This is a genomic window from Microbacterium sp. YJN-G, assembly GCF_015040615.1.
GTDB lineage: Bacteria > Actinomycetota > Actinomycetes > Actinomycetales > Microbacteriaceae > Microbacterium.
Genome location: NZ_CP060402.1, coordinates 1,276,176 through 1,300,157 on the forward strand (window position 1 = coordinate 1,276,176; position 23,982 = coordinate 1,300,157).

Genomic DNA, 23,982 nt, shown 5'->3' on the forward strand with positions numbered 1-23,982 from the left:
AACGACGAGCCGGCTCAGAACGGCCGCCCGGCTCAGAGCGAGGCGCTGGGGCGGATGCTGCCGACCGGCTCGCCGCCGCCGAGCACGTCGAGCGGAAGCGCCGCAGTCAGCGTCGCGACCTCGGCGTCGGTGAGGGCACCTGCGCGGGCCAGCAGCGTCGCCGCCACCACGGTCGCGGCGCGTCCGCTGCCGTCGAGCATCTTCAGCGCCGCGGTGGCGCCGTTCGGGGCGACCATCACCATCACGCCCTCGGCTCCGCCCTTCGCGAAGACTCCGAGCGTCTCGATCGCGATGGTGTCGGGCTCTCGGGGGCCGGCGATGGTCCACGGGTTCTCGCGCACGGCGCGCACCAGCGTGCCCGCCACCCGGTGCAGGGCGAAGGGCGAGCGCTCCGAGGCGGAGCCGATGCGGTGGATGCCGCGCGCGAGACCGGTCAGGGTCATGGCGTGCACGGGTGCACCGCAGCCGTCGACCGAGGTGTGTGCGATCTTCTCACCGGTGAGCCGCTCGATGACGTCGCGGATGTGCTGCTGCAGCGGGTGCGCCGGGTCGAGGTACCCGTCCGTCGGCCATCCGGTCGCAACGCAGGCGCGCAGCATCAGGGCGTGCTTTCCCGAGCAGTTCATCCGCACGCGCGCCTGGTCGGCATGGTCGGCGATCATCTCGCGGCGCGTCGCGGCATCCGAGGGCCAGGCCGGCGGGCAGCCCAGATCGTCCTCGGTGAGTCCACCGGCCGCCAGCACCTCGCGGACGACCTCCACATGGCGGTCGGTGCCGGTGTGGCTCGCCGTGCCCAGCGCCAGCTGCTCGCCATCCAGGGCGGCACCGGCGGTCACGGCCGCAACCGCCTGCAGCGGCTTCAGGCTCGAGCGGGGCAGGATCAGGGCATCCGGATTCCCATGCCGGGCGACCACCTCGCCCTCCGGTGAGAGCACGACCGCGGCACCCGCATGGCGGGACTCCACGAAGCCGCTGCGCTCCACGACGGCGAGTTCGACAGCATCACGGACAGTCAGGGTCTCCAGCACCCGACAAGCCTACTGCGCCCCACCGCGGGCCCCCGCGCGTCCGGCCCCACCCCGCGGGCGCAGATGCGAGACTGGCCGAATGGCACAGCATCCACTCGGTGAGCACCACTACGCCCTCTCGGTCACCTGGACGGGGAACCGCGGAACCGGCACGACCGGCTACCGCGACTACGCACGCGACGTGACGATCTCGATCGAGGGCAAGCCCGAGCTGCTGGCCTCCTCCGACCGGCCCTTCCGCGGCGACCCCGCCCGCTGGAACCCCGAGGACCTGCTCGTCGCGGCCCTCGCCGAATGCCACCTGCTCGCGTACCTGCATGCCTGCGTGACCGCCGGCGTGGTGGTGACCTCGTACCGAGACGACGCGACCGGGATCATGCGCGAGGACGGCCGCGGCGGCGGCGCCTTCGCCGAGGTGACCCTGCGCCCGCAGGTCACCGTCGCCGACGCGAGCATGGTCGAGGCTGCGCAGCAGGCGCACCGTCAGGCGAACGAGTGGTGCTTCATCGCGAACTCGGTCAACTTCCCCGTGCACCACGAGGCGAGCGTCACCGTCGGCCCCGTACTGGGTCCCTGAGCCCTCGAAGGGTCAGCGCCGCTCGTGCGGCAGCGCCTGCTTGATCTTCTCGATCGTGCCCTGAGCGGGCGGCTCGTTGTACACGCCCGCCAGCTCCTGGCCGCTCAGCGCGTGGATCGCCGCCATGATCTCGTCGGTCGCGAGGCGACGCGCCTTGCCGCTGGTGGCGGGACCGTGCTTGGAGACGTCGATGGGCTCACCGAACCGCACCGTGACCCGCTCGCTGAGCGACGGCGTCTTCGCACCGACCGGCATCACCCGGTCGGTGCCGATCAGACCCACCGGCACCACCGGTGCCCCGGTCTGCAGTGCGAGGAAGGCGACGCCCGTGCGGCCCTTGTACAGCCGTCCGTCGGTGGACCGGGTGCCCTCGGGATACAGGGCGACGGCCAGGCCCTCGTCGAGCAGCTGACGCTGCTGATCCAGCGCATCCAGGGCGGCCTGCCCCGCGCCGCGGCGAACCGGGATGGCGCCCACCGAGGTGAAGAACTCGCGTGAGAGGGCGCCCTTGAAGCCGGTGCCCTCGAAGTAGCTCGACTTCGCCAGGAAGTGCACCGGGCGGGGAGCGGCGACCGGGATCGCCATCGAGTCGATGAACGACAGGTGGTTGCTCGCGAGGATCACGGCGCCCTCACGCGGCACGTTATCGCGGCCCTCGATCCGGGGCCGGTAGATGATGCGAGCAAGCGACGCGGCGATCAGGCGGCCGATCGCGTACCGCAGCCCCGCGCGTCGCGGTGACGGCGATTCCGGATCGTTCTCGGGCGCGGTCGGCGACTCAGAGCTCATCCGGAAAGCGTATCGGCCGACGCATGCCGCAAGTGGCATGGCGGATCCGACACGGCATACAGCACGGACAAAGCCGGATGCGGGAGGATGGGATCTTCCACCAGTGATTCCGAGGTCTCATCTTGCGTCTGCGTCCCCTCGCTCTTCTCTCCACCGTCGCCGTGTCCGCGCTGCTGCTGACCGGCTGTTCCGACAGCGCCGCCCCTGAGCCGTCGTCGACCGACTCCACCGCGAGCGGCGACGTCTGCGAGCAGGTCGCCAAGCCCGGTACTGTCTCCGACAGCGTCACCGTCGAGGGTGACTTCGGCGCCGTGTCCACCGCGAAGTTCGAGCTGGGGCAGGACGTGACCGAGCTGCAGCGCACCGTCGTCACCGAGGGTGACGGCGCGAAGATCAAGGAGGGCGCGTACGTCTCGTACGCACTCAGCGCCTTCGACGTCGCCACCGGCGATCGTGTCGGCGACGTCGGCTACGTGTCGGGCGAGCTGCTGCCGCAGCAGGTGCTGGCAGACCCGACGCTGGCCCAGGTCATCGGCTGCGCGAGCGTCGGCTCGCGCCTGGCCGCGGTCTTCCCCGGCCAGGAGGGCGGGGCCGGCGCTCAGGTGTACGTGGTCGACGTGCTCGACACCGTGCCGCTGGCGGCCTGGGGCGAGGACAAGCCCGCGGCCGAGGGCATGCCCGAGGTGAAGCTGGCGAAGAACGGCGAACCCGCCGTCAGCATCCCCGACGGCGACGCCCCCGCCGAGCTGAAGGTCTCCGTGCTCAAGGAGGGCGACGGCGAGCCCGTCGCCGACGGCGACACCACCCTGCTGCAGTACTTCGGCGTGAACTGGGCCGACGGCAAGAGCTTCGACTCCTCGTGGTCGCGCGGTGAGCCGATCTCGATCCCCGGCAACACCTACGTGCCCGGATTCGTGCAGGCCCTCGAGGGGCAGAAGGCCGGTTCGCAGGTGCTCGTGGTGATCCCGCCGGAGCTCGGCTACGGCGACCAGGCCTCCGAGGCCATCCCGGCGAACTCGACCCTCGTGTTCGTCATCGACATCCTCGCGACGCAGCACGCACCCGCCGCGCAGTGATCCCGCCGGTCGTGCGGCCGCTCCCTCCGCGGAGCCGCCGCACCGCCGGATAGGCTGGCGGCATGCGTCGCGTCATCGTCCTCGGCTCCACGGGCTCCATCGGCACCCAGGCGCTGGACGTGATCCGCGCCAATCCGCGGCGCTTCGAGCTGGTCGGGATCTCGGCGGGCTCGAATGCAGAGCTCGTCACCCAGCAGGCCGAGGAGTTCCACCTCGAGCACACCGCCCTGGGTGCAGCCGAATCCGAGCAGCTGGTGCGCGATGTCGAGGCCGACGTCGTGCTCAACGCGATCACCGGCTCCATCGGCCTGGGCTCCACGCTGGCAGCACTGAAGGCGGGCCGCACCCTGGCGCTGGCGAACAAGGAGTCGCTCATCGTCGGCGGCGAGCTGGTGCGCTCCGCCGCGGCTGAAGGACAGATCGTGCCCGTCGACTCCGAGCACTCGGCACTCGCCCAGGCGCTGCGCGCCGGAACACGTGGCGAGGTGCGGCGCCTGGTCGTCACAGCATCCGGTGGTCCGTTCCGAGGCCGCACCCGGACCGAGCTCGCCGAGGTCACCCCGGAGCAGGCACTCGCCCACCCCACCTGGGACATGGGGCGGATGGTGACCACCAACTCCGCCACGCTCGTGAACAAGGGCCTCGAGGTCATCGAGGCGCACCTGCTGTTCGACGTGCCCTACGACGACATCGAGGTCGTCGTGCATCCGCAGTCGATCGTGCACTCCATGGTCGAGTTCGTCGACGGCTCGACCATCGCCCAGGCCTCACCGCCCGACATGCGCCTGCCCATCTCGCTCGGGCTGGACTGGCCGCACCGCGTCGGGGGAGTGGGGCGACCGCTCGACTGGCGCCAGGCGACCAGCTGGACCTTCGAGCCGCTCGATGACGAGGCCTTCCCGGCCGTCGCCCTGGCGAAGACCGTCGGGCGCGCGGGAAAGACCTTCCCCGCCGTCTACAACGCCGCCAACGAGCAGGCCGTCAACGCGTTCCACGAGGGGCGGCTGAGCTTCCTGGGCATCGTCGACACCGTCCAGCGCGTCGTCGACGCGCACGACGCCCCGGACGAGCTGAGCGTGGACACGCTCGCGGCGGCTGAGACCTGGGCCCGCAGCCAGGCGGATGCGCTGATCGCATCCGCCTGACCGGCGGCATCCCACCGTCTCGCCGGGCCGCGTCGGCCCGGCCGGTGAAGGTCAGACGCGGTCGTCGTACGGGACCGGCCAGTGCGGCTCGGGCGCCGGCCAGCCGGCGGCGATGAGCGCCCGCCGGGCGAGCTCGCGGGCGGAGTACGGGGTGCGCACACCGCGGATGTCACGGTAATCCTGGTGGCCGGGGCCGGCCCACAGGATGGCGTCGCCGTCGCCGACCATGCCCACTGCGGCGACGATCGCCTTCTCGGGCGGTGAGTACTCGTGGATCTCGGCATCCGGCTGCGCGCGCCGCGCCCCCTCGATCAGAGTGGCGCGGATCGACGCCGGATCCTCGAAACGCGGGTGGTGATCGGTGACCACGAGGATGTCGCTGCCCTCGACGGCCGTGCGGGCCATGTCGAACCGCTTGGTGGCGTCCCGGTCGCCGTCGGCGCCGAACAGCATCAGCACCTTGCCCGGCGTCACGCGCCGCACGGCGGCGAGCGTCTTCTCGAACGCGTCGGGGGAGTGGCCGAAGTCGACGTAGACGGCCGGGCCGGACTCGCCGGAGATGAACTGGGTGCGACCGGGCAGGTGGGCGACGATCTGGCCGTCGCGCTGGAACGTCTCGACGAGTCGCTCCCACGCATAGCCCGCCTCGAGCAGCATCACGATCGCCAGCCCCGCGTTCGCGGCCATGTGCTGGCCGATCACCGGCACCAGGGTGGTGAGGCTGCGCCCCGACGGGCCGGTGAGCGTGAAGACCGTGCCGGCCTGACGCTCGTCGTCGATCGTGACCACCCAGTCCGCAGCCTCCGCGGCGGCCGGGTCGGCCGCGATCGACGGTGTCCCGACGGTGACCACCGGGATGCCGGAGTGCTCGACCACCCGTGCGCCGAACGGCGAGTCGAGGCTGATCACACCGCGGCGTGCGCGCTCTGGGGTGAACAGCGGCAGCTTCGCCTGGAAGTACTCCTCCATGTCGGCGTAGTCGTCGAGGTGGTCGTGGGAGAGGTTCGTGAAGCCGGCCACGTCGAACACGATGCCGTCGACGCGGTGACGCGACAGCGCCTGGGCGCTCACCTCGACGGCGACAGCCTCGACGGCCCGCTCGCGCATGAGTGCGAGCAGCGCGTGCATCTCCGACGCCTCCGGCGTCGTCAGCCTCGAGACGATGACCTCTCCGGCGATGTGCCGCTCGGCCGTCGACGACAGGCCCGAGACGACGCCGAGCTGGTCGAGGATGCCCTGCAGCAGGTGCGAGACGCTGGTCTTGCCGTTCGTGCCCGTCGTGCCCAGCAGCAGCGGGAGCGGATCGGTCGCCCCGGTGCCGTAGACCCAGGCGCTCAGGTCGCCCAGCACGGCTCGCGGGTCGTCGACGACCACGATCGGCAGACCGGCGGACGCGGCGATGTCGGCGCCGTCGGCATCCGTGATGATCGCCACCGCACCCTGCTCGGCCGCCGTCTGCGCGAGCTCGGCGCCATGCCTGTTCACCCCGCGGATGGCGACGAAGGCCTCACCGGCCCGCAGGTCGGCGGTGGCGAGGGTGATGCCGCTGAGCTGGACGCCGGTGAGGTCACCGCGCACGTCACGGGCGAAGCGGTCGGCGAGCTCGGTCAGCGCACGAAGGGGTGGCTCGGCGGGACGGAGCACAGGAGGCAGAGATGTCGTGGTCATATCCCGTCCATGATCTCACGCGGGATCATCCCGGCCCGGCCGACGGGGCGGGCGGGCACAGCCGATTCCTCGATCTGAGGCACTACCGTGGTCGGGTGGAGATCCTGCTGTATCTGGGCGGCATCCTGTTCATGCTGGTCGGACTCGGCCTGTCGATCGGGCTGCATGAGGTGGGCCATCTGGTGCCCGCGAAGCTGTTCGGCGTGCGCGTCGGGCAGTACATGATCGGCTTCGGGCCGCGGCTGTGGTCCAAGCGCATCGGCGAGACCGAGTACGGCTTCAAGGCGCTGCCGCTGGGCGGCTTCATCTCGATGTCGGGCATGTACCCGCCCTCCGATCGTGCGGGAGCGGCCAAGGGCCTGTTCGCCTCGCTCGTGCAGGACGCCCGCACGGCCAACGACGAGACGATCGCCGAGGGCGCCGAGGAGCGCGTCTTCTACCGCCTGCCGGTGTGGAAGCGCATCATCGTCATGCTCGGCGGGCCGGCCATGAACCTCGTCCTGGCGATCGCGATCTTCACCCTGATGGCGTCGGGCATCGGCATGCAGCAGGCGAGCACGACGATCTCGGCGGTCAGCGAGTGCGTGATCCCCGCGGGCGCCACCACCCAGCAGGAGTGCACGGATGCCGATCCCGTGGCCCCGGCCGCGCAGGCCGGCTTCGAACCCGGCGACCGGCTGGTCAGCGTCGGCGGCGAGCCGGTGGCGACGTTCGCCGAGGCCTCGGAGATCATTCAGGCTGCCCCCGGTCGCGCTCTCGACGTGGTCGTCCTCCGCGACGGGGCGGAGACGAAGCTGACCCTCACCCCCGTCGCCGCGGAGCGAGCCGAGATCGGGGCGGACGGCCGCCCGGTCACAGGCGCGGACGGCGAACCGGTCACGCACACGGTGGGCTACGCGGGGGTCACCTCGCAGTACGAGTTCGTGCGTCAGCCGATCGGCACCGGCGCCGAGCTCGCATTCCAGCAGACTGGAGCCGTCGCGGGCCTGGTCGCGAATCTGCCCGTCAAGCTGTGGGATGTCGGCGTGTCACTGGTGACAGGCGCCGAGCGCGATCCGAACGGCCCGCTCAGCGTGGTCGGCGTCGGTCGTATCGCCGGCGAGGTCGCCGCCACCGACGCCCCGGTGCTGAACCGGCTGGCGGTGCTGCTGAATCTGCTCGCCGCGTTGAACATCGCCCTGTTCGTGTTCAACCTGATCCCGCTGCTGCCGCTCGACGGCGGCCACGTCGTGGTCGCGCTGTGGGACGGGCTGAAGCGGCTGTGGGCGCGGATGACCGGCAGGCCGCAGCCGCAGCCCGTGGATGCCACCCGGCTGGTGCCGGTCACGGTCGTCGTCGCGGTGCTGCTGATCGCGATGGCGGCGCTGCTGATCGTCGCCGACCTGGTCAAGCCCATGAACCTGCTCGGCTGAGCACGCCCCGGCTTGCGCTCAGACGAGCGCGTGCGCGACGAGCCGCTCCAGCGTGGCGATGCCGTCACGCGACAGGATCGACTCCAGGTGTCCCTGGATGGAGGCGAACCGCTCGCCGCGCAGCGCGTAGACGTCACCCGTGACGGCATCCGCCGAGACCTCGGCCGCCCCCACGCGCGTGGTGCCCGGTTCGACCCGGGCCGTGAAGGTGTTGTAGAAGCCGACCGAGGCATCCTGCCCGAACACCGGCACGACCTTCTGCACGCCTTGGTAAGGGGAATCCAGCGGCACCAGATCGATGCCGACGCCGTCGGCGAGGATCTGATGGCTCAGGCACACCGCCAGCAGCGGTGTGCCCGCCTCGCGACGGCGGGCGACGACCTGCTGCATGCGCGCGATGCGCGCCGACGCGGCATCGCGCGGATCACCGGGCCCCGGGCCCGACACGACCAGGTCGGCCGCATCGATGGCCGCGTCGGTCACGGCATCCCAGTTCGCGATCTCCACCTCGAGCCCGAGATGACGCAGCTGGTGGGCCAGCATGGTCGTGAAGCGGTCCTCGGCATCCACCACGAGCGTGCGCAGACCGGTGAAGTGCCCGGCAGAGTGCGCATCCTGCGGCTGCATCCAGAAGTCCGCGAGGCGGGTGTTGCGCGAGGCGAGCAGGGCGGCGATCTCCGGATCGTCGGCCAGCCGCGCCGGCGCGGGCGCGTCGTCGTCACGTGCCTCGGCGGCGTGGTCACGCTCGATCGCGCCGATCGCGCCGAGCACCCCGGCGGCCTTCCCGTGGGTCTCGCTGACCTCGCCCGCCGGGTCGGAGTGCCGCACGAGAGTCGCCCCGACCGGCACGCGCAGGTGCCCGTCCGCGACGTACGCGGTGCGGATGAGGATCGGCGCGTCCAGGTCGTGACCGCCCTCGGCGTTGGGCGTGAACAGTGCCGCCACGCCCGAGTAGTAGCCACGAGGGGAGCGCTCGTGGCGGCGGATCACCGCGCACGCGTTCTGCATCGGCGAGCCGGTCACCGTCGGTGCGAACATCGTCTCGCGCAGGATGTCGCGCGGGTCGAGACGGCTGCGCCCGCGCAGCATGTACTCGGTGTGCGTGAGCCGCGACATCTCCTTCAGATGCGGACCGGTGATGCGACCGCCGTCGGAGCACACCTGGCTCATCATCTTCAGCTCTTCGTCGACGACCATGAACAGCTCCTCGGTCTCCTTGGTGGAGCTGAGGAACTCGGTCAGCGATTCGCGGGTCGCTCCGCCGGCGGGGTGACGGAAGGTGCCCGAGATCGGGTTCATGGTGACGATGCCGTCGCGGGCGACCACATGAGCCTCGGGGCTGGCGCCCACGGCGATCTCGCCGGGGGTGACCACCACGAATGTCCAGTAGGCGCCGCGCTCGTGCTCGAGCAGAGCCCCGAACCAGGTCAGCGCGGCGATGCGGTCGTTGCACTCGAAGCTCGCGCGGTAGTCGCGGCGAATGACGAAGTTGGCGCCCTCGCCGCGGCCGATCTCGTCGGCGATGACCCGCTCGACCATCTCGGCGTACTCCTCGTCGGAGATGTCGAAGCCACCACCGCGCAGGTCGATCGGGTCGGTGGGCAGGGCGGACATCAGCTCTGCGGCATCCAGCCTCTCGTGCTCGCCGACGAGCAGGCAGCGCAGCGGCGTGCCGTCGTCGAGGGCCTCGAAGCCCCGTTCGCGCACCTGCCGGTACGGCACCATCGCGAACACCTCGCGGCGACCGTCGGGGCCGTCGAGGGGGATCTCGGCGAGCAGGTCGACGTCGACGACGTCGCCGGTGAGCAGTTCGACGCCCCCGTCGCGGGCGATGAGCACGAACGAGGCGGCGGGGTCGGCGGCAAGGGCTCGGATGCGATCGGGCAGAGCGGTCATCGGTGTCTCCAGGTTGGGGATTCCGGTGCGGAGAACACGAAGACCGCCCCGGAAGGCGGTCGTGGTCTCGTAGGTACGCGAAACACCGCCTAGAAGGCGGGCCACCAGGTGCGGGTCGCGGACATACCGCGAAAGTACCACACCGGCGCCCCGGCGCCGCCCCGGGTGACGGCGCAGGATGCCGGCGGCCCGGCGGCGCGCATCCAGCCTGCGTCGATCCTGCGGCGGTAGCCTGTGATGGTGCCTGCAGTGAATCTTGGGATGCCGCGCGTCCCCGAAGTCCTCGCTCCTCGTCGCAAGTCCCGTCAGATCCGGGTCGGCAAGGTGCTGGTCGGCGGCGACGCCCCCGTCAGCGTCCAGTCGATGACGACGACCAAGACGACCGACATCAACGGCACCCTGCAGCAGATCGCCGAGTTGACGGCATCCGGCTGCGAGATCGTGCGCGTGGCCGTCCCCTCGCAGGACGACGCCGATGTGCTGCACATCATCGCGAAGAAGAGCCAGATCCCGGTGATCGCCGACATCCATTTCCAGCCTAAGTACGTCTTTCAGGCCATCGACGCGGGCTGCGCGGCGGTGCGCGTGAACCCCGGCAACATCCGCAAGTTCGACGATCAGGTCGGCGCGATCGCCAAGGCGGCCCAGGCCGCGGGTGTGTCGCTGCGCATCGGCGTCAACGCGGGATCGCTGGATCGCCGCCTGCTGGAGAAGTACGGCAAGGCCACCCCCGAGGCGCTCGTCGAGAGCGCCGTCTGGGAGGCGTCGCTGTTCGAGGAGCACGACTTCCACGACTTCAAGATCTCGGTCAAGCACAACGACCCGGTCGTGATGGTCAAGGCGTACCGTCAGCTCGCAGAACGCGGTGACTGGCCGCTGCACCTCGGTGTGACCGAGGCGGGACCGGCGTTCCAGGGCACCATCAAGAGCGCCACGGCGTTCGGCATCCTGCTCGGCGAGGGCATCGGCGACACGATCCGCGTGTCGCTGTCGGCCCCGCCGGCCGAAGAGGTCAAGGTCGGCCACCAGATCCTGCAGTCGCTGAACCTGCGCGAGCGCAAGCTCGAGATCGTCTCGTGCCCGTCGTGCGGGCGCGCACAGGTCGACGTGTACTCGCTGGCCGACGACGTCACCGAGGGTCTGAAGGACATGACCGTGCCGCTGCGCGTGGCCGTCATGGGCTGCGTCGTCAACGGTCCCGGCGAGGCCCGCGAGGCCGACCTGGGTGTCGCCTCCGGCAACGGCAAGGGGCAGATCTTCGTCAAGGGCGAGGTCATCAAGACGGTGCCCGAGTCGGAGATCGTGGCCACCCTCATCGAGGAGGCCAACCGCATCGCCTCCGAGATGGGCGCCGACGCACCCACCGGCACGGCGCAGGTCGTCACCGGCTGAACCGCGACGTAGGCGGCAGTGCCCGTCGCGTAGCGTGGGAACATGCAGCCCACGCGCGTCTCGTTCCCCGATGGCTCCCTCACCGGCGAGGGTGAGGTGCTGATCGTCGATCGCGACAGTGCGGTCATCGTCGTGGACGCCACGCCGTTCCACCCCGTGGACCACACCTGGCCGGACCAGCCAGGGGACTCCGGCACGCTGACCGTCGACGGCATCCGGCTCGAGGTGTCCGAGGCCGTCATGGCGGCGCTCAGCGACGAGGGCGAGCTCTTCGTCGCCGGCGACATCCCCGTCAAGCGCGGCGCCGCAGGATGGACGTGGCTGGTCGCGCATCGCATCGACGGCGGCATCCCCGAGGAGATCGCCCACGGAGTGACGGCCGCGCTCGCCGTGGACGGCGAACGGCGCGCCGAGCTGAGCCGTGGCCACACCGCCTGCCACCTCGCCTCGCTGGCGCTGGATGCCGCTCTGGCCGACCTGTGGCGCAAGGAGATCGCCGTCGACCCGCTCGGGCACCCCGACTTCGAGGGCAGGGCGAACCAGACCAGCCGCATCCACGCCGACGGCAGTGTCGACGAGTACCGCCTGGGCAAGAGCCTGCGCAAGGCCGGTTTCGACCCGGAAGGCTTCGCCGAGACCCTGGCCGCACGAGAGGCGCGCATCGACGAGCTGCTGGCCGAGTGGGTGGCATCCGGCGGGGCGAGCCGGGTCGACGCCGACGGGCCGAGCATCATCGACCGCCGCTTCTGGCGCTGCGAGCTGCCCGAGGGTGAGGTCGGCTTCCTGTGCGGGGGCACGCACGCGCATTCGCTCGCAGAGTTCGCCTCGATCACGGTCTCGCTCGACCTGACCGACCCGCAGCTGCTGGTCATGACCACCACGGCCGTTCCCGCCGGCTGAGCGGGGGCGCCGCGCTGATCCTGACCCCTGCCGATCCTGACCCCTGCCGATCGGTCACATTCCCGTCGGTCCCGTCGTCTCCTTCATGACGCGCCAGAGCGGCGCACCACAAGGAGGCATCATGGGTGCAGTACTCGAGAGCGGTCCGGTCGGTTTCGCCGGGCACATCATCACCCCCGAGTCGGATGACTACGCCGCGGCGTCGCGGAACGCGCTGACCGGTGGTGCGCCCGCGGCGATCCTGCGTCCCCGCGACGTCGACGATGTCCGCCGCGCGGTGTGCTTCGCCGCCGCATCGCGGCTTCCGCTCGCCGTGCGGGGCGGCGGCCACTCCGCCGCCGGACTCGGCATGGCCGACGGCGGGATCGTGATCGACCTGCGCGCCCTCGACCAGGTCGCAGTCGAGCCCGGTGGCCGGGTGCGGGTGGGTGGCGGTGCGCTGTGGCGGCAGGTCGCCGGGGCGCTCGCGCAGCACGGGCTGGCGGTGTCATCGGGCGACACCGCCGATGTCGGAGTCGGCGGGCTGACGCTCTCCGGGGGCATCGGATGGATGGTGCGCAGCCACGGCCTGACACTCGACCACCTGCGCGCGGTCGAGATCGTCACCGCCGCGGGTGAGGTGCTCATTGCGGATGCCGCTCATCATCCCGATCTGTTCTGGGCGGTGCGCGGCGGGGGCGGTGCCTACGGCGTCGTGACGGCGTTCGAGTTCCAGGCGCGGACCGTCCCGGATGTCGCCCACGCCGAGCTCACCTTCCCGGCCTCCGAGGCCACCCGGATCGTCTCCGCATGGACCCGCGCCATGCGCACCGCGCCGCAGGGGATCAGCTCGACGCTCGTGCTGGCCGACCCGCTCGCCGGAGGGATCGAGGCCCCGGTGCGCATCACCCTGGTGCGCTCGGACGGCGAGGATCTCGACGAGACGATCGCGCACCTGGCCGATGCGGCGACGCTGCTCGCGGGGGAACAGACCCGCAGGTCCTATCTCGACATCCTGCATCCCGGTGTCGAGCTGCCGGCCGGCCTGCGCGCATCCGTGCGCAACGCCTTCGTGCCCGCCGGCACGGCCGATGCCGCCGCACTGACGGTGGCACGTCTGGCCTGCGAACCGCAGCCGGCCGCCATCGTGCTGCACAGCCTCGGCGGCGCCTTCGGGGAGGTCCCGGCTGAGGCGACGGCCTTCGCGCACCGTGATGCCGAGCTGATGATCACGACGTTCGCGGTGAGCCCCGAGGCGACGGCCGGTGCCGTGCGCGACCGCCTGAACCTGTTCTGGGACGAGCTGGGACCCCACGTGCGCGGGGCGTACGCGAACTCACTCGACGGGACCAGTCACGAGGCGGTCGCCGACGTCTATCCGGGGGCGACGCTGAGCCGGCTGGCCACGGTGAAGTCGGCGTACGATCCGCAGGCGCTGTTCACCCGGCACTTCGGGCCGTCGGGGGTCGGACGCTAGTGTCGGAGCCGGGGGAGGCCACCATGACGGACGACACGCTGCTGGCGGCGGAATTCGAGGTGCACCGGCGCTATCTGACGTCGGTGGCGTACCGCATGCTCGGCAATCGCGCCGACGCGGAGGACGCCGTGCAGGAGTCCTGGCTGCGCCTGGACCGTGCCGTCGGTGTCGACGACCTGCGGGCCTGGCTCACCAGGGTCGTGAGCCGTATCTGCCTGGATCAGCTGCGCAGCCGCTCGCGACGGCACGAGAGTCCCCTCGAGACGCTGCCCGATCTCGAAGCGCCGCGCGGGTCCGAGCCCAGTGCGCAGGCGGAGGCATCGGACCGGATCAGCTACGCGCTGATGCTGGTGCTCGAGCAGCTCGCCCCCGACGAGCGGCTGGCCTATGTGCTGCATGACGTGTTCGGGCTGCCGTTCGACGAGATCGCCGATGTGGTGGGGCGGACTGCGCAGTCGGCCCGCAAGCTGGCCAGCCGTGCACGCAACCGCATCCGCGGTGCGGGACCGTCGGGCTCACCGACCCGTCCGGAGCGTGAGAGGCGGCGCGCTGTCGTCGAGGCATTCCTCGCCGCGGCGCGGGACGGCGATCTCATCGGGCTCGTCGGTGTCCTGCATCCGGACGTCGAGTTCCGGATCGACCAGCGCGACGACGGCATCCGCATCGTGCGCGGTGCCGAGCTCGTCGCCGGCGAGGCCGCCGAGTTCCGCCGCTTCGCGGTGGGCTACTCGTTCGAGATCGTTCAGGCAGGAGAGGGCTTCGCGGTGCTCGCCTCGGACGGCGGCACTCCGTCGTCGCTGCTGTTCTTCACGATCGATGGCGACAGGATCACCGCGATGGACGCGCGCTCCCTGGAGTGACGCCGAGACTTGCCTTCCAGCACGAGACAGTGCTCCCGGCACCCAGGGTCATGCTGGACGAGAAGTCTCATGCTGGATGAGAAGTCTCGCGGGCGAGGGACTGCCTCAGGCGGCGAACTCGACCGTTCCGCGTGCGACGTCGGTGCCGGCGAGGCGCAGCTGCACCGTCTCGCCGGGAGCCGCGCCGGCACCGACAGGGGCCGTCGCCGTCACAGCCGGATCGGCGATCTGCACCGCCGCACGGTTCTCACCGCGCAGTTCGATGACCGTCGCCTCGATCGTCTCCCCGACGAACGGATGCAGCAGGGCCGCCTCCACGCGGTTGATGGTCTCGGAGTTCAGGCGCGACGCACGCTGCCCCGACTCCTGCATGAGCGCCGGCAGCTCGGCCAGCGACGCGCGCGCCCACTCCGGGGCCGGCCGGCCCTGCGAGACGGCGAGGCAGATGGCCAGCGACCAGCGGTCGACGAGCCGGCGCAGGGGAGCGGTGGCATGAGCGTACGGCGCGGCGATCGCGGCCTGCTCCAGATCGCCCTGCGGCAGCGAGCCGTCGAAGGTCACATATCCCGCGCCGCGGAACAGCGAAGCGGCCTGCTCCAGCACAGGCAGGGTGAGCGGGTCGGCGGTATCCAGCGCGCGCAGGTACTCGCCGTAGTCGCCCTGCGTCCACGGTCGCCCGAGCGCCTCGGTCTGATGGCGGAACCGCTCGAAGGCGCGCTCGTCGGGCTGCGGCATGGTCCGCAGCACGCCGACCTTCGCGTCGATCATCAGCTCTGCCGCGGCCATGCCGGTCATCAGCGACAGCTGTGCGTTCCAGTCCTCGATCGGCAGCGGGCGACGTCGCTCGATGTCGTAGCGGCCGTCCTCACGCTGCACGACCTCCTCGTCGGGCAGGTTCAGGCTCGCCCCGCCGCGCACGGCCTCCTGCGCTCGCCGCAGTTCGCCGATCTCGCGCAGCAGCGACAGCTCCGCGTCGCCACGGTCCGCGGCCGCCTGCGCCGACACGTACTCCAGCTGGGCGCGCGAGCGGATCATCGCCCGCTCGAGCCGGAAATCCGTCTTCGCACCCGTGTCGTCGAGAAGGAAGGTCCACACCAGGGCGGGCCGTTCGACCCCGGGCAGCAGTGACGCGCGATCCTCCGACAGCACACGCGGATGCAGCGGCACGGTGCCGTCCGCGAGATAGAGCGTCTGCCCGCGCAGCCGAGCCTGCGCGTCGACGGCCCCGCCGGGCGTCACGAACCCCGGCACGTCGGCGATCGCGTACCGCACCTGGTACCCCGACCCCGCGCGCTCCAGGTGGAAGGCCTGGTCGAGGTCCCGGGAGCCCTCGGGGTCGAGCGTGGCGAACGGCACGTCGCGCAGGTCGAGCTCCGGTGTCGGCGCGCTCGCCGCTTCGGCTTCGGCGATCGCCTCGGCGGCGAAGTCGACCGGGGCCTCGATCTCGGCGCGCAGCTGCGCCAGGGCTGCGGCCAGCTCGCTCTGCTCGGCGGACGGTGCGACATGTGATCGGCGCTGAGGCATGCCGCCAGCCTATGCCGCGCCCCCACGCACGGCTATGACGCGCGCGGCGTCATCCTTCGCCTCACCGGCCCCGCGGACCGGATGCGGCGCTAGCGTGAAGATCATGAGCACCGCAGACAAGGCACAGACTCTCACCGACCTCTACTCCGCACCGGAGATCCTCCGAGTCGTCAACATCTGGGACGTGGTGTCGGCCAAGGCCGTCGCCGCGCTGCCCGAGACGAAGGCCCTCGCCACCGCGGGCCACTCCATCGCCGCGACGTTCGGCTATCCGGACGGGCAGATCCCACGTGAGCTGATGCTCGACATGGTCGGCCGCATCGCGGCATCCGTCGACCTGCCCGTCTCGGCCGACCTCGACGACGGCTACGGCGATGCGGGCGAGACCACCCGCCTGGCCATCGGCGCGGGTATCGTCGGCGCCAACATCGAAGACAGGCTGAAGCCGCTCGACGAGTCCGTCGCGCAGGTGGAGGCGATCGTCAGGGCCGCAGAGGCGGAGGGCGTCGCTTTCGCGCTGAACGCGCGCACCGACGCGATCGTGCGCGGCGGCGACAAGCCGCTCGCCGACAAGCTGGCGGATGCCGTCGAGCGCGGCCGCGCCTTCCTCGACGCGGGCGCGACGGCCGTGTTCGTGCCTGGCGTCCTCGACGCGGATGCCACCCGCACCCTGGTCGACGGGATCGGTGTGAACAAGGTGAGCGTCATCGGCCTGCCCGGCGCACTGACTGCCGCAGAGTACGAGGCGCTCGGCGTCACCCGCATCTCGTACGGTCCCGTCACGCAGCGCGTCGCACTCACGCGCCTGCAGGATCTCGCCACCGATCTCTACGCGAACGGCGTCATTCCCGAGGGCACCCGCGCGCTGAACTGATCGTGCATCAGATGTGATGCTGGTATGATGCAGGGATGAGGACGACGGTCGATCTGCCACCCGCAGTTCACGCGCGCACGCTGGAACTGGCGCGCGCGCGGGGGATCTCGCTGTCGGCCCTCCTGTCCGAGCTGACCGTGCGCGGCCTGGCGCAGATCGACGAACCCGTACGGCTTGCCACCGACGAGCGCACGGGGCTTCCGATGCTGTCGCTCGGCCGGCGGCTGACATCGGAGGATGTGGCCGAACTCATCGACGAGGTCGCCTGAGCGATGGTCGAGTTCCTGCTCGACGCGAACGTGCTCATCGCGCTGGCGGTTGTCGAGCATGAACACCACGACGCGGCTGAGGACTGGTTCACCACGGTGGACAGGGCCTGGCTGTGTCCTGTCGTGGAGGGTGCGCTCCTGCGCTTTCTGCTCCGTGTGGGGGAGACTTCGGCCACAGCGGCTGCTCTGCTCCATGAGTTCCATGCGCATCCCCGCATCGGATTCACCCCGGATACGCTCTCCTACGGTGAGGTCGTAGTGGATGACGTTCTCGGGCACCGACAGCTCACCGACGTGTACCTGGCAGCCGTCGCTGAGTCGCGCGGATGGAAGCTCGCCACGTTCGATCAGGGACTCCACCGGCTTCGACCGGCGCAGACCAGGCTGATCGGCGATCGGCATCGGTGAGGAGTCTCAGTCGCAACCGCGACATAGGCGTCCCTACGCGGTCGATACAATCGACCCCGTGGTCACACGTCTATCGAACTTCTTCCTCCGCACGCTCCGCGAAGACCCGGCCGGCGCCGAGGTCGCCAGCCACAAGCTGCTGATCCGCGCCGGGTACATCCGGCCGCAGGCCGCAGGCATCTTCGCGTGGCTGCCGCTGGGCCTGCGCGTGAAGGCGAAGATCGAGACCGTCATCCGCGAGGAGATGGCCGCCGCCGGAGCGCAGGAGGTGCACTTCCCGGCGCTGATGCCGCGTGAGGCGTACGAGGCGACCGGCCGGTGGGACGAGTACGGCGACCTGCTGTTCCGCCTGCACGACCGCAAGGGCGGCGACTACCTGCTCGCGCCCACGCACGAAGAGGCCTTCACCCTGCTGGTTAAGGACCTGTACTCCTCGTACAAGGACCTGCCCCTGACGATCTACCAGATCCAGGACAAGTACCGCGATGAGGCCCGTCCTCGCGCCGGCCTGCTGCGCGGGCGCGAGTTCACCATGAAGGACGCGTACTCCTTCGACGCCTCCGACGAGGGTCTGGACGCCAGCTACCAGGCGCAGCGCGACGCCTACGAGCGCATCTTCCAGCGGCTTGGCCTCGAGTACGCCATCGTGCAGGCGGATGCCGGTGCGATGGGCGGCTCGCGCAGCGAGGAGTTCCTGCACCCGACGCCCGTCGGTGAGGACACGTTCGTGCGCAGCGAGGGCGGCTACGCCGCCAACGTCGAGGCCTACACGACCACCGCGCCCGAGCCGGCCGGCTGGGACGGCGTGCCCCAGGCGACGATCTTCGACTCGCCCGACACCCCCACCATCGAGACGCTCGTCACGCACTCCAACGCCGTGCTCGACGGCGAGTACACCGCAGCCGACACACTCAAGAACGTCGTGCTCGCGCTGAAGCACCTCGACGGCTCGCGCGAACTGGTGATCGTCGGCATCCCCGGCGACCGCGAGGTCGACATGAAGCGCGCCGAGGTCGCGTTCGCTCCCGCCGAGGTCGAGGCGGCGACGGATGCCGACTTCGAACGGCACCCGCTGCTGGTGCGGGGCTACATCGGCCCCTGGTCCGCGACCGGCCCCGTGCTGGGCGAGGAATCCGCCACCGGCATCCGCTACCTCGTCGACCCCCGCGTCGCCGACGGCACCGCCTGGATCACCGGCGCGAACATCGACCAGAAGCACGTGCACTCCGTCGTCGCGGGTCGTGACTTCACCGCAGACGGCACCGCCGAGATCGCGAACGTCCGCGAAGGCGACCCGGCCCCCGACGGCTCGGGCCCTGTCACGCTCGCGCGCGGCATGGAGATCGGCCACGTCTTCCAGCTCGGCCGCAAATACGCCGAGGCCCTCGGCCTGAAGGTGCTCGACCAGAACGGCAAGCTCGTCACGGTCACCATGGGCTCCTACGGCATCGGCGTCACCCGCATCCTCGCGATCATCGCCGAGCTGAACAACGACGAGAAGGGCCTGATCTGGCCGGCATCCGTCGCCCCGTTCGACGTGCAGGTCGTCGCCGCGGGCCGCGACCAGGTCGCCTTCGACGTGGCCGAGGACATCGCGAACCAGCTCGAGGCCGCGCGTCTGGATGTGCTCTACGATGACCGCGTGAAGGTGTCGCCCGGTGTGAAGTTCGGCGACGCCGAGCTGGTCGGCGTGCCGAGGATCGTGATCGTCGGCCGCGGTGCGGCCGACGGCCAGGTCGAGCTGTGGAACCGCGCGACGGGGGAGCGCGAGACCGTCTCGGTGGCGGATGCCGTCACACGTCTCACGTCCTGAAGCCGATTCACTCCTGAAGCCGGCTCATGGCCGCGACGGGCGTGCGTGACCTGACGCGCCCGCCCGTTCGGCCGGAGTCCGGCGGCGGCTGTGACAGGCTGAGGGCATGACCGATGCCACGCTGACGGACGAACTGCGCCAGGAGCTGACCGCCCTGCTCGACCAGGCAGGGGTGCGCATCGAGCGCGGGCTCGTCGCCCGGCTCCTGCAGACCTCGCTGCGGCTGGGCATGGAGAGCACCGACCGACTCGACCTGAAGATCGCCTCGGCCGCGCTGAGCGAGATGCGCGACGCCTTCCGCCTGTTCCAGCCGTTCCACCACGTGCCCAAGGTCACGGTGTTCGGCTCGGCTCGCACGCGGCACGACGACCCGCTGTACGTGCAGGCGCGCGATGTCGCTGCCGAACTCGCCGACGACGGCTGGATGGTCGTCACCGGCGCCGGACCCGGGATCATGCAGGCCGCCGCGGAGGGCGCCGGCTCGAAGATGTCACTCGGGGTGTCGATCCGCCTGCCGTTCGAGGAGCGGGCGAACACGATCATCGAGCAGGACGCCCAGGTCGTCTCGATGAAGTACTTCTTCACCCGCAAGCTCATGCTCATGAAGGAGTCGCGGGGCTTCATCTGCCTGCCCGGCGGCTTCGGGACCATGGACGAGATGTTCGAGCTGCTCACCCTGCAGCAGACCGGCAAGGCCGAGCCGATGCCGATCGTGCTGCTCGACGCGAAGGGCGGCGCGTTCTGGCACGGGCTGAAGACCTTCGTCGACGACCACCTGGTCTCATCGGGCGTGATCTCGCCGCACGATCTGGATCGCGTGCTCATCACCGACTCGGTGGAGGCCGCGGTCGACGACATCACGAGCTTCTGGCGCAACTACGATTCGCTGCGCTGGGTGGGTGACCGCCTGGTGCTGCGGCTCGTGCACGAACCGACGGATGCCGACGTCGAGAGCCTCAACGAGCGATTCGGATCGATGTGTGCGGAGGGGCGCATCGAGCGCTCCGAGGCGCTCGAGGTCGAGCGGGCGGACGGGGATGCCGTCGAGCTGCCGCGACTGGTGATGAACCTCGAGCAGCGTGCCGTCGGATCGCTGTACGCCCTCATCCGGGCGATCAACGACCTGCCGTCGGCGGTCTGACGCCGGCGGCTACGCCGCCGAGGCGATTCCCGTGCCGGTGTCAGCGGCATGTCGTGCCCGATCGGCCACGCCCGTTCAGCCCGTGTTCACGCGGAGGTCATCCCGGGCGAGGAAGCTGACCCGCGCAGCATCCGACGAGGAGGATCGATGACTCTGACCGAACCCACCCGACGAAGGCTTCCCATGGCGGACCACGTGCGCGGCAAGCGCTCCGCGGTCACCTGCGAGCTCAAGTGCGCCAACGCCTGCCTCGGACCGGAGTGCAACACCTCCGCCAACGAGGACTTCCGCTCGATCGCCTCGGCGGTCTTCTCCCGCCGTGCGCTGTTCGGCCTCGGCGCCGCCGCGGCAGTCGCGGTCGCCGTCGGCGCCGGCCGTCAGGCGCCCGTCTCGGCTCCGTCGGCCGCCGGCGTCGCCGGCCCCGGCGCGTCGTTCGCGCGGCCCGGCCGCGCCGGTCTCGCCTTCACACCGATCGCCCCGGTGCCGGCCGAGGTGGATGCGGTGACCGTGCCCGACGGCTACACATGGAAGCCGATCATCCGGTGGGGCGACCCGCTGTTCTCGAGCACCCCGGCGTTCGACATCGCCGCGCAGAGCCCCGAGGCGCAGGCCGGCCAGTTCGGTTACAACTGCGACTACCTCGACATCATCGCCGACCCGAGCGGGAAGGCCGGCGTGCTGGTGAACAATCACGAGTACGTCAATCCCGGCCTGATGTTCCCGCCGACCACGGATGCCGCAGAGCTGCGCCGCCGCGGCGACATCTACAAGGCCGCCCAGGGCATGTCGGTCGTCGAGATCCGCCGTCGCCGGGTCGGTGACCCGTGGGAGTACGTCGTCGACGGGCGCCGCAACCGCCGGATCACCGTCGAGACCGTGTTCGAACTGACCGGGCCCGCGGCCGGATCCGACCTCGTCAAGACCGCAGCCGACCCCGAGGGACGCTGGGTCCACGGCACCCTCGGCAACTGCGCCGGCGGCACCACGCCGTGGGGCACCGTGCTCTCGGGTGAGGAGAACTTCAACGGCTACTTCGCCTGGGCCGCCGACACCCCCGCGCAGAAGCGGTACAGCGGGACGAGCACCACCTCGACCTCCACCGGATGGGAGGCGTACGACCCCCGGTTCGACGCGCACGACCCCGGCTACGTCAACGAGCCCAACCGCTTCGGGTACATCGTCGAGATCGACCCGCAGGATCCGACGGCCACGCCGCGCAAGCACACCGCGATGGGGCGCTTCAAGCACGAGGGCGCCAACGTGACCGTGGCCGAGGACGGCCGGGTCGTCGCCTACATGGGCGACGATGAGCGCAACGACTACCTGTACAAGTTCGTGTCGAAGAACCGCGTCTCGGGCTCGCGCCGCAAGAACCTCGAACTGCTCAGCGAGGGCGACCTGTACGTGGCGAAGTTCCGCGGCAACTCGCCGGCCGGGCAGATCACCGGAACCGGCGCGCTGCCCGCAGACGGCGCCTTCGACGGCACCGGCGAATGGATCCCGCTGACCCGCGACGGCCAGAGCGTGGTGCCCGGGTTCAGCATCGAAGAGGTGCTCGTGCACACGCGCCTGGCGGCCGACGCCGTCGGCGCCACGAAGATGGACCGTCCTGAGGATGTGGAGCCGAACCCGGTCACGGGCAAGGTCTACGTCGCCCTGACGAACAACTCGCGTCGCACCGCGCTCGACGAGGCGAACCCGCTCACCGGCAACCGCTACGGCCACGTGATCGAGCTCACCGAGACGGCCGGTCAGGGCGGCCGCACCTTCGGCTGGAGCATCCTGCTGCTGTGCGGCGACCCGAACAGCTTCGAGGGCGCCTACTTCGCGGGCTACCCGAAGGAGCTCGTCTCGCCGATCTCGTGCCCCGACAACGTCGCCTTCGACTCGGCGGGTGACCTGTGGATCTCCACCGACGGCGCACCGGGCACGATCGGCTACGGCGACGGACTGTTCAAGGTGCCCCTCGAGGGACCCGAGCGCGGCCGGGTGCAGCAGTTCCTCTCCGTGCCGCGGGATGCCGAGACCTGCGGTCCGGTCATCCACGACAAGGAGGGGCTCGTGTTCGTGGCGGTGCAGCATCCGGGCGAGGACGGCACCTTCGACCAGCCGCGATCGCTGTTCCCGGACTACGGCTCCACCGCCCCGGGCGACGTGGCGAACGCGCCCCGCCCGTCGGTCGTGCAGGCGTACCGCGCCTGAGACGCGGGTCACGGTACACGCGAGCACGGCGCCGCGGGAGCGATCGGCTCCCGCGGCGCCGTCGTGTCGTGTCCGGCGGCGCCGTCGTGGGCGTACTCCACGGCATCCGGCGGACTCGTCGTCCCCCTGCGGTTTCGGCTATTCTGGACGGATGCCCGCGGAGCATTCGTCCGCGGGGAGAGCTGAATAGAGGAGACCGCTGATGGACATCGAACTCGCACTGCTTCGCGGAATCGAGAAGGAGAAGGCGATCCCCTTCGAGGAGCTCGTCTCGATCATCGAGCAGGCCATCCTCACCGCGTACGGCAAGCACGTCTCGGCAGACGGCGTGGTGCCCGAGGGTGTGCGGGTCGAACTCGACCGCAAGACCGGCCACGTCGCCGTGCTCCAGCCCGTCCACGACGATGAGGGCGCCGTCATCGGCGAGGAGGAGGCCACGCCTGACGACTTCGGGCGCATCGCGGCCTACGCGGCCAAGCAGGTCATCGGCCAGCGGCTGCGCGACATCGCCGACGACGCGGTGCTCGGCGAGTTCCGCGGTAAGGAGGGCGACATCGTCGCCGGCGTCATCCAGCAGGGTCCCAACCCGCGCATGATCCACGTCGACCTCGGCACGGTCGAGGCGATCCTCCCGCCCGAGGAGCAGGTCCCCGGCGAGGAGTATGCACACGGCACGCGGCTGCGGGTCTACGTGACCAGCGTCGCGAAGGGCGCCAAGGGCCCGCAGATCACCGTGTCGCGCACGCACCCGGGCCTGGTCCGCAAGCTGTTCGCGCTCGAGGTGCCCGAGATCGCCGCCGGTCTCGTCGAGATCGTCTCGCTCGCCCGTGAGGCGGGCCACCGCACGAAGATCGCCGTGCGCGCCAACGACCCGTCGGTCAACGCCAAGGGATCATGCATCGGCGAGATGGGCCGGCGCGTGCGCGCGGTCACCGAGGAGCTCTCGGGCGAGAAGGTCGACATCGTCGACCACCACCCCGACCTCGCCACCTTCGTCGCCAACGCGCTGTCGCCGGCGAAGGTGACCTCGGCGTTCGTTCTGGATGCCGGGACCAAGGCCGTGCGTGCACTGGTGCCCGACTACCAGCTGTCGCTCGCGATCGGCAAGGAGGGCCAGAACGCCCGTCTCGCCGCGAAGCTGACCGGCGCGAAGATCGACATCCAGCCCGACAGCGTGATGAACGAGGGGTGACGCCCGCCGAGCATCACGCGCCCCGGCGCGCGCACGGTGCGGCGGGCATCGATCCAGGTGGCGAGGTGTAGGATGGAACCTGTACGGACGTGTGTCGGTTGCCGCGGACGTGCCTCTCGATCCGCCCTGATCAGGGTGGCCCAGCACAACGGTGAGCTCGTCTTCGACGAGCGAGCGGTGCTGCCGGGGAGAGGGGCGTGGCTGCATCCGTCACACGAATGCCTGGATGCCGCACTGCGGCGCCGGGCTTTCGCACGAGCATTGCGCGTATCACCGGCCACCGGGTTCCCCGAGGCCGAGGACACGCAGACCACCGAACGGTACTTCCACCGAAACAAAGGCTGAACGGCTATGGAAACA

21 protein-coding genes are annotated in these 23,982 nt (G+C 70.6%); 16 read left to right on the top strand and 5 right to left on the bottom strand.

Annotation, left to right across the window (positions count from 1 at the left end):
* Positions 1 to 32: 32 nt before the first annotated feature.
* On the bottom strand, positions 33 to 1,028 hold the full coding sequence (locus tag H7694_RS05935; protein WP_193598606.1) for an asparaginase: 996 nt from the start codon (positions 1,026 to 1,028) through the stop codon (positions 33 to 35).
* 79 nt (positions 1,029 to 1,107) lie between these two features.
* Here H7694_RS05935 and H7694_RS05940 point away from each other — a divergent pair, with 79 nt between their 5' ends.
* A complete protein-coding gene (locus H7694_RS05940; protein ID WP_193598607.1) occupies positions 1,108 to 1,605 on the top strand; it encodes an OsmC family protein in 498 nt (165 codons plus the stop codon).
* 12 nt (positions 1,606 to 1,617) lie between these two features.
* On the opposite strand, the gene H7694_RS05945 is transcribed toward H7694_RS05940, so the two are convergent.
* Positions 1,618 to 2,394 carry a lysophospholipid acyltransferase family protein gene (locus H7694_RS05945; RefSeq protein WP_193598608.1) on the bottom strand — a complete coding sequence of 259 codons (777 nt, stop codon included), beginning with the start codon at positions 2,392 to 2,394 and terminating at the stop codon, positions 1,618 to 1,620.
* A gap of 122 nt (positions 2,395 to 2,516) precedes the next feature.
* Here H7694_RS05945 and H7694_RS05950 point away from each other — a divergent pair, with 122 nt between their 5' ends.
* Entirely contained in the window at positions 2,517 to 3,470 is a 954-nt protein-coding gene (locus H7694_RS05950; RefSeq protein ID WP_193598609.1) for an FKBP-type peptidyl-prolyl cis-trans isomerase, read from the top strand.
* 62 nt (positions 3,471 to 3,532) lie between these two features.
* Positions 3,533 to 4,615 carry a 1-deoxy-D-xylulose-5-phosphate reductoisomerase gene (gene dxr / locus H7694_RS05955; protein WP_193598610.1) on the top strand — a complete coding sequence of 361 codons (1,083 nt, stop codon included), beginning with the start codon at positions 3,533 to 3,535 and terminating at the stop codon, positions 4,613 to 4,615.
* 51 nt (positions 4,616 to 4,666) lie between these two features.
* Here the strand turns inward: dxr and H7694_RS05960 are convergent, their stop codons facing one another.
* Positions 4,667 to 6,283, bottom strand: coding sequence for a Mur ligase family protein (locus H7694_RS05960; protein ID WP_193598611.1), 1,617 nt, complete (start codon positions 6,281 to 6,283; stop codon positions 4,667 to 4,669).
* Positions 6,284 to 6,378: 95 nt separating this feature from the next.
* Here H7694_RS05960 and H7694_RS05965 point away from each other — a divergent pair, with 95 nt between their 5' ends.
* Positions 6,379 to 7,695 (top strand): M50 family metallopeptidase, encoded by a 1,317-nt coding sequence (locus tag H7694_RS05965; RefSeq protein WP_193598612.1) that lies wholly within the window; start codon positions 6,379 to 6,381, stop codon positions 7,693 to 7,695.
* Between the two features lie 18 nt (positions 7,696 to 7,713).
* On the opposite strand, the gene H7694_RS05970 is transcribed toward H7694_RS05965, so the two are convergent.
* Positions 7,714 to 9,591: a chorismate-binding protein gene (locus H7694_RS05970; protein ID WP_193598613.1), complete on the bottom strand. Its 1,878-nt coding sequence runs from the start codon at positions 9,589 to 9,591 to the stop codon at positions 7,714 to 7,716.
* A 261-nt stretch (positions 9,592 to 9,852) separates the two neighbouring features.
* Here H7694_RS05970 and ispG point away from each other — a divergent pair, with 261 nt between their 5' ends.
* The 4 genes from ispG to H7694_RS05990 all read left to right on the top strand — a co-directional run bounded on the left by ispG (position 9,853) and on the right by H7694_RS05990 (position 14,199).
* A complete protein-coding gene (gene ispG, locus H7694_RS05975; protein WP_193598614.1) occupies positions 9,853 to 10,983 on the top strand; it encodes a flavodoxin-dependent (E)-4-hydroxy-3-methylbut-2-enyl-diphosphate synthase in 1,131 nt (376 codons plus the stop codon).
* Positions 10,984 to 11,025: 42 nt separating this feature from the next.
* The gene (locus tag H7694_RS05980) at positions 11,026 to 11,883 is read left to right on the top strand and encodes a hypothetical protein (protein WP_193598615.1); all 858 of its coding nucleotides are present in this window, start codon (positions 11,026 to 11,028) and stop codon (positions 11,881 to 11,883) included.
* A gap of 121 nt (positions 11,884 to 12,004) precedes the next feature.
* Complete coding sequence (locus tag H7694_RS05985; RefSeq protein WP_193598616.1) at positions 12,005 to 13,339, top strand: FAD-binding oxidoreductase; 1,335 nt, start codon at positions 12,005 to 12,007, stop codon at positions 13,337 to 13,339.
* Between the two features lie 23 nt (positions 13,340 to 13,362).
* On the top strand, positions 13,363 to 14,199 hold the full coding sequence (locus tag H7694_RS05990) for a sigma-70 family RNA polymerase sigma factor (protein WP_193598617.1): 837 nt from the start codon (positions 13,363 to 13,365) through the stop codon (positions 14,197 to 14,199).
* A gap of 105 nt (positions 14,200 to 14,304) precedes the next feature.
* Here H7694_RS05990 and H7694_RS05995 read toward each other — a convergent pair whose 3' ends face one another.
* The gene (locus tag H7694_RS05995; RefSeq protein WP_193598618.1) at positions 14,305 to 15,723 is read right to left on the bottom strand and encodes an RNB domain-containing ribonuclease; all 1,419 of its coding nucleotides are present in this window, start codon (positions 15,721 to 15,723) and stop codon (positions 14,305 to 14,307) included.
* A 103-nt stretch (positions 15,724 to 15,826) separates the two neighbouring features.
* Between H7694_RS05995 and H7694_RS06000 the strand changes: the two genes are divergently transcribed.
* From H7694_RS06000 to H7694_RS06035, 8 genes are all read left to right on the top strand, one after another.
* Entirely contained in the window at positions 15,827 to 16,597 is a 771-nt protein-coding gene (locus H7694_RS06000; RefSeq protein WP_193598619.1) for an isocitrate lyase/PEP mutase family protein, read from the top strand.
* Between the two features lie 35 nt (positions 16,598 to 16,632).
* On the top strand, positions 16,633 to 16,866 hold the full coding sequence (locus tag H7694_RS06005) for a hypothetical protein (protein WP_193598620.1): 234 nt from the start codon (positions 16,633 to 16,635) through the stop codon (positions 16,864 to 16,866).
* A gap of 3 nt (positions 16,867 to 16,869) precedes the next feature.
* Positions 16,870 to 17,274: a TA system VapC family ribonuclease toxin gene (locus tag H7694_RS06010; RefSeq protein WP_193598621.1), complete on the top strand. Its 405-nt coding sequence runs from the start codon at positions 16,870 to 16,872 to the stop codon at positions 17,272 to 17,274.
* Between the two features lie 58 nt (positions 17,275 to 17,332).
* On the top strand, positions 17,333 to 19,087 hold the full coding sequence (locus tag H7694_RS06015) for a proline--tRNA ligase (protein ID WP_193598622.1): 1,755 nt from the start codon (positions 17,333 to 17,335) through the stop codon (positions 19,085 to 19,087).
* A 106-nt stretch (positions 19,088 to 19,193) separates the two neighbouring features.
* Entirely contained in the window at positions 19,194 to 20,228 is a 1,035-nt protein-coding gene (locus H7694_RS06020) for a TIGR00730 family Rossman fold protein (RefSeq protein ID WP_193598623.1), read from the top strand.
* A 147-nt stretch (positions 20,229 to 20,375) separates the two neighbouring features.
* Positions 20,376 to 22,430 carry a PhoX family protein gene (locus tag H7694_RS06025; RefSeq protein ID WP_193598624.1) on the top strand — a complete coding sequence of 685 codons (2,055 nt, stop codon included), beginning with the start codon at positions 20,376 to 20,378 and terminating at the stop codon, positions 22,428 to 22,430.
* Positions 22,431 to 22,632: 202 nt separating this feature from the next.
* Complete coding sequence (nusA, locus tag H7694_RS06030) at positions 22,633 to 23,622, top strand: transcription termination factor NusA (RefSeq protein ID WP_193598625.1); 990 nt, start codon at positions 22,633 to 22,635, stop codon at positions 23,620 to 23,622.
* Positions 23,623 to 23,694: 72 nt separating this feature from the next.
* On the top strand, positions 23,695 to 23,967 hold the full coding sequence (locus H7694_RS06035; RefSeq protein ID WP_193598626.1) for a YlxR family protein: 273 nt from the start codon (positions 23,695 to 23,697) through the stop codon (positions 23,965 to 23,967).
* The last annotated feature ends 15 nt before the right edge of the window (positions 23,968 to 23,982 follow it).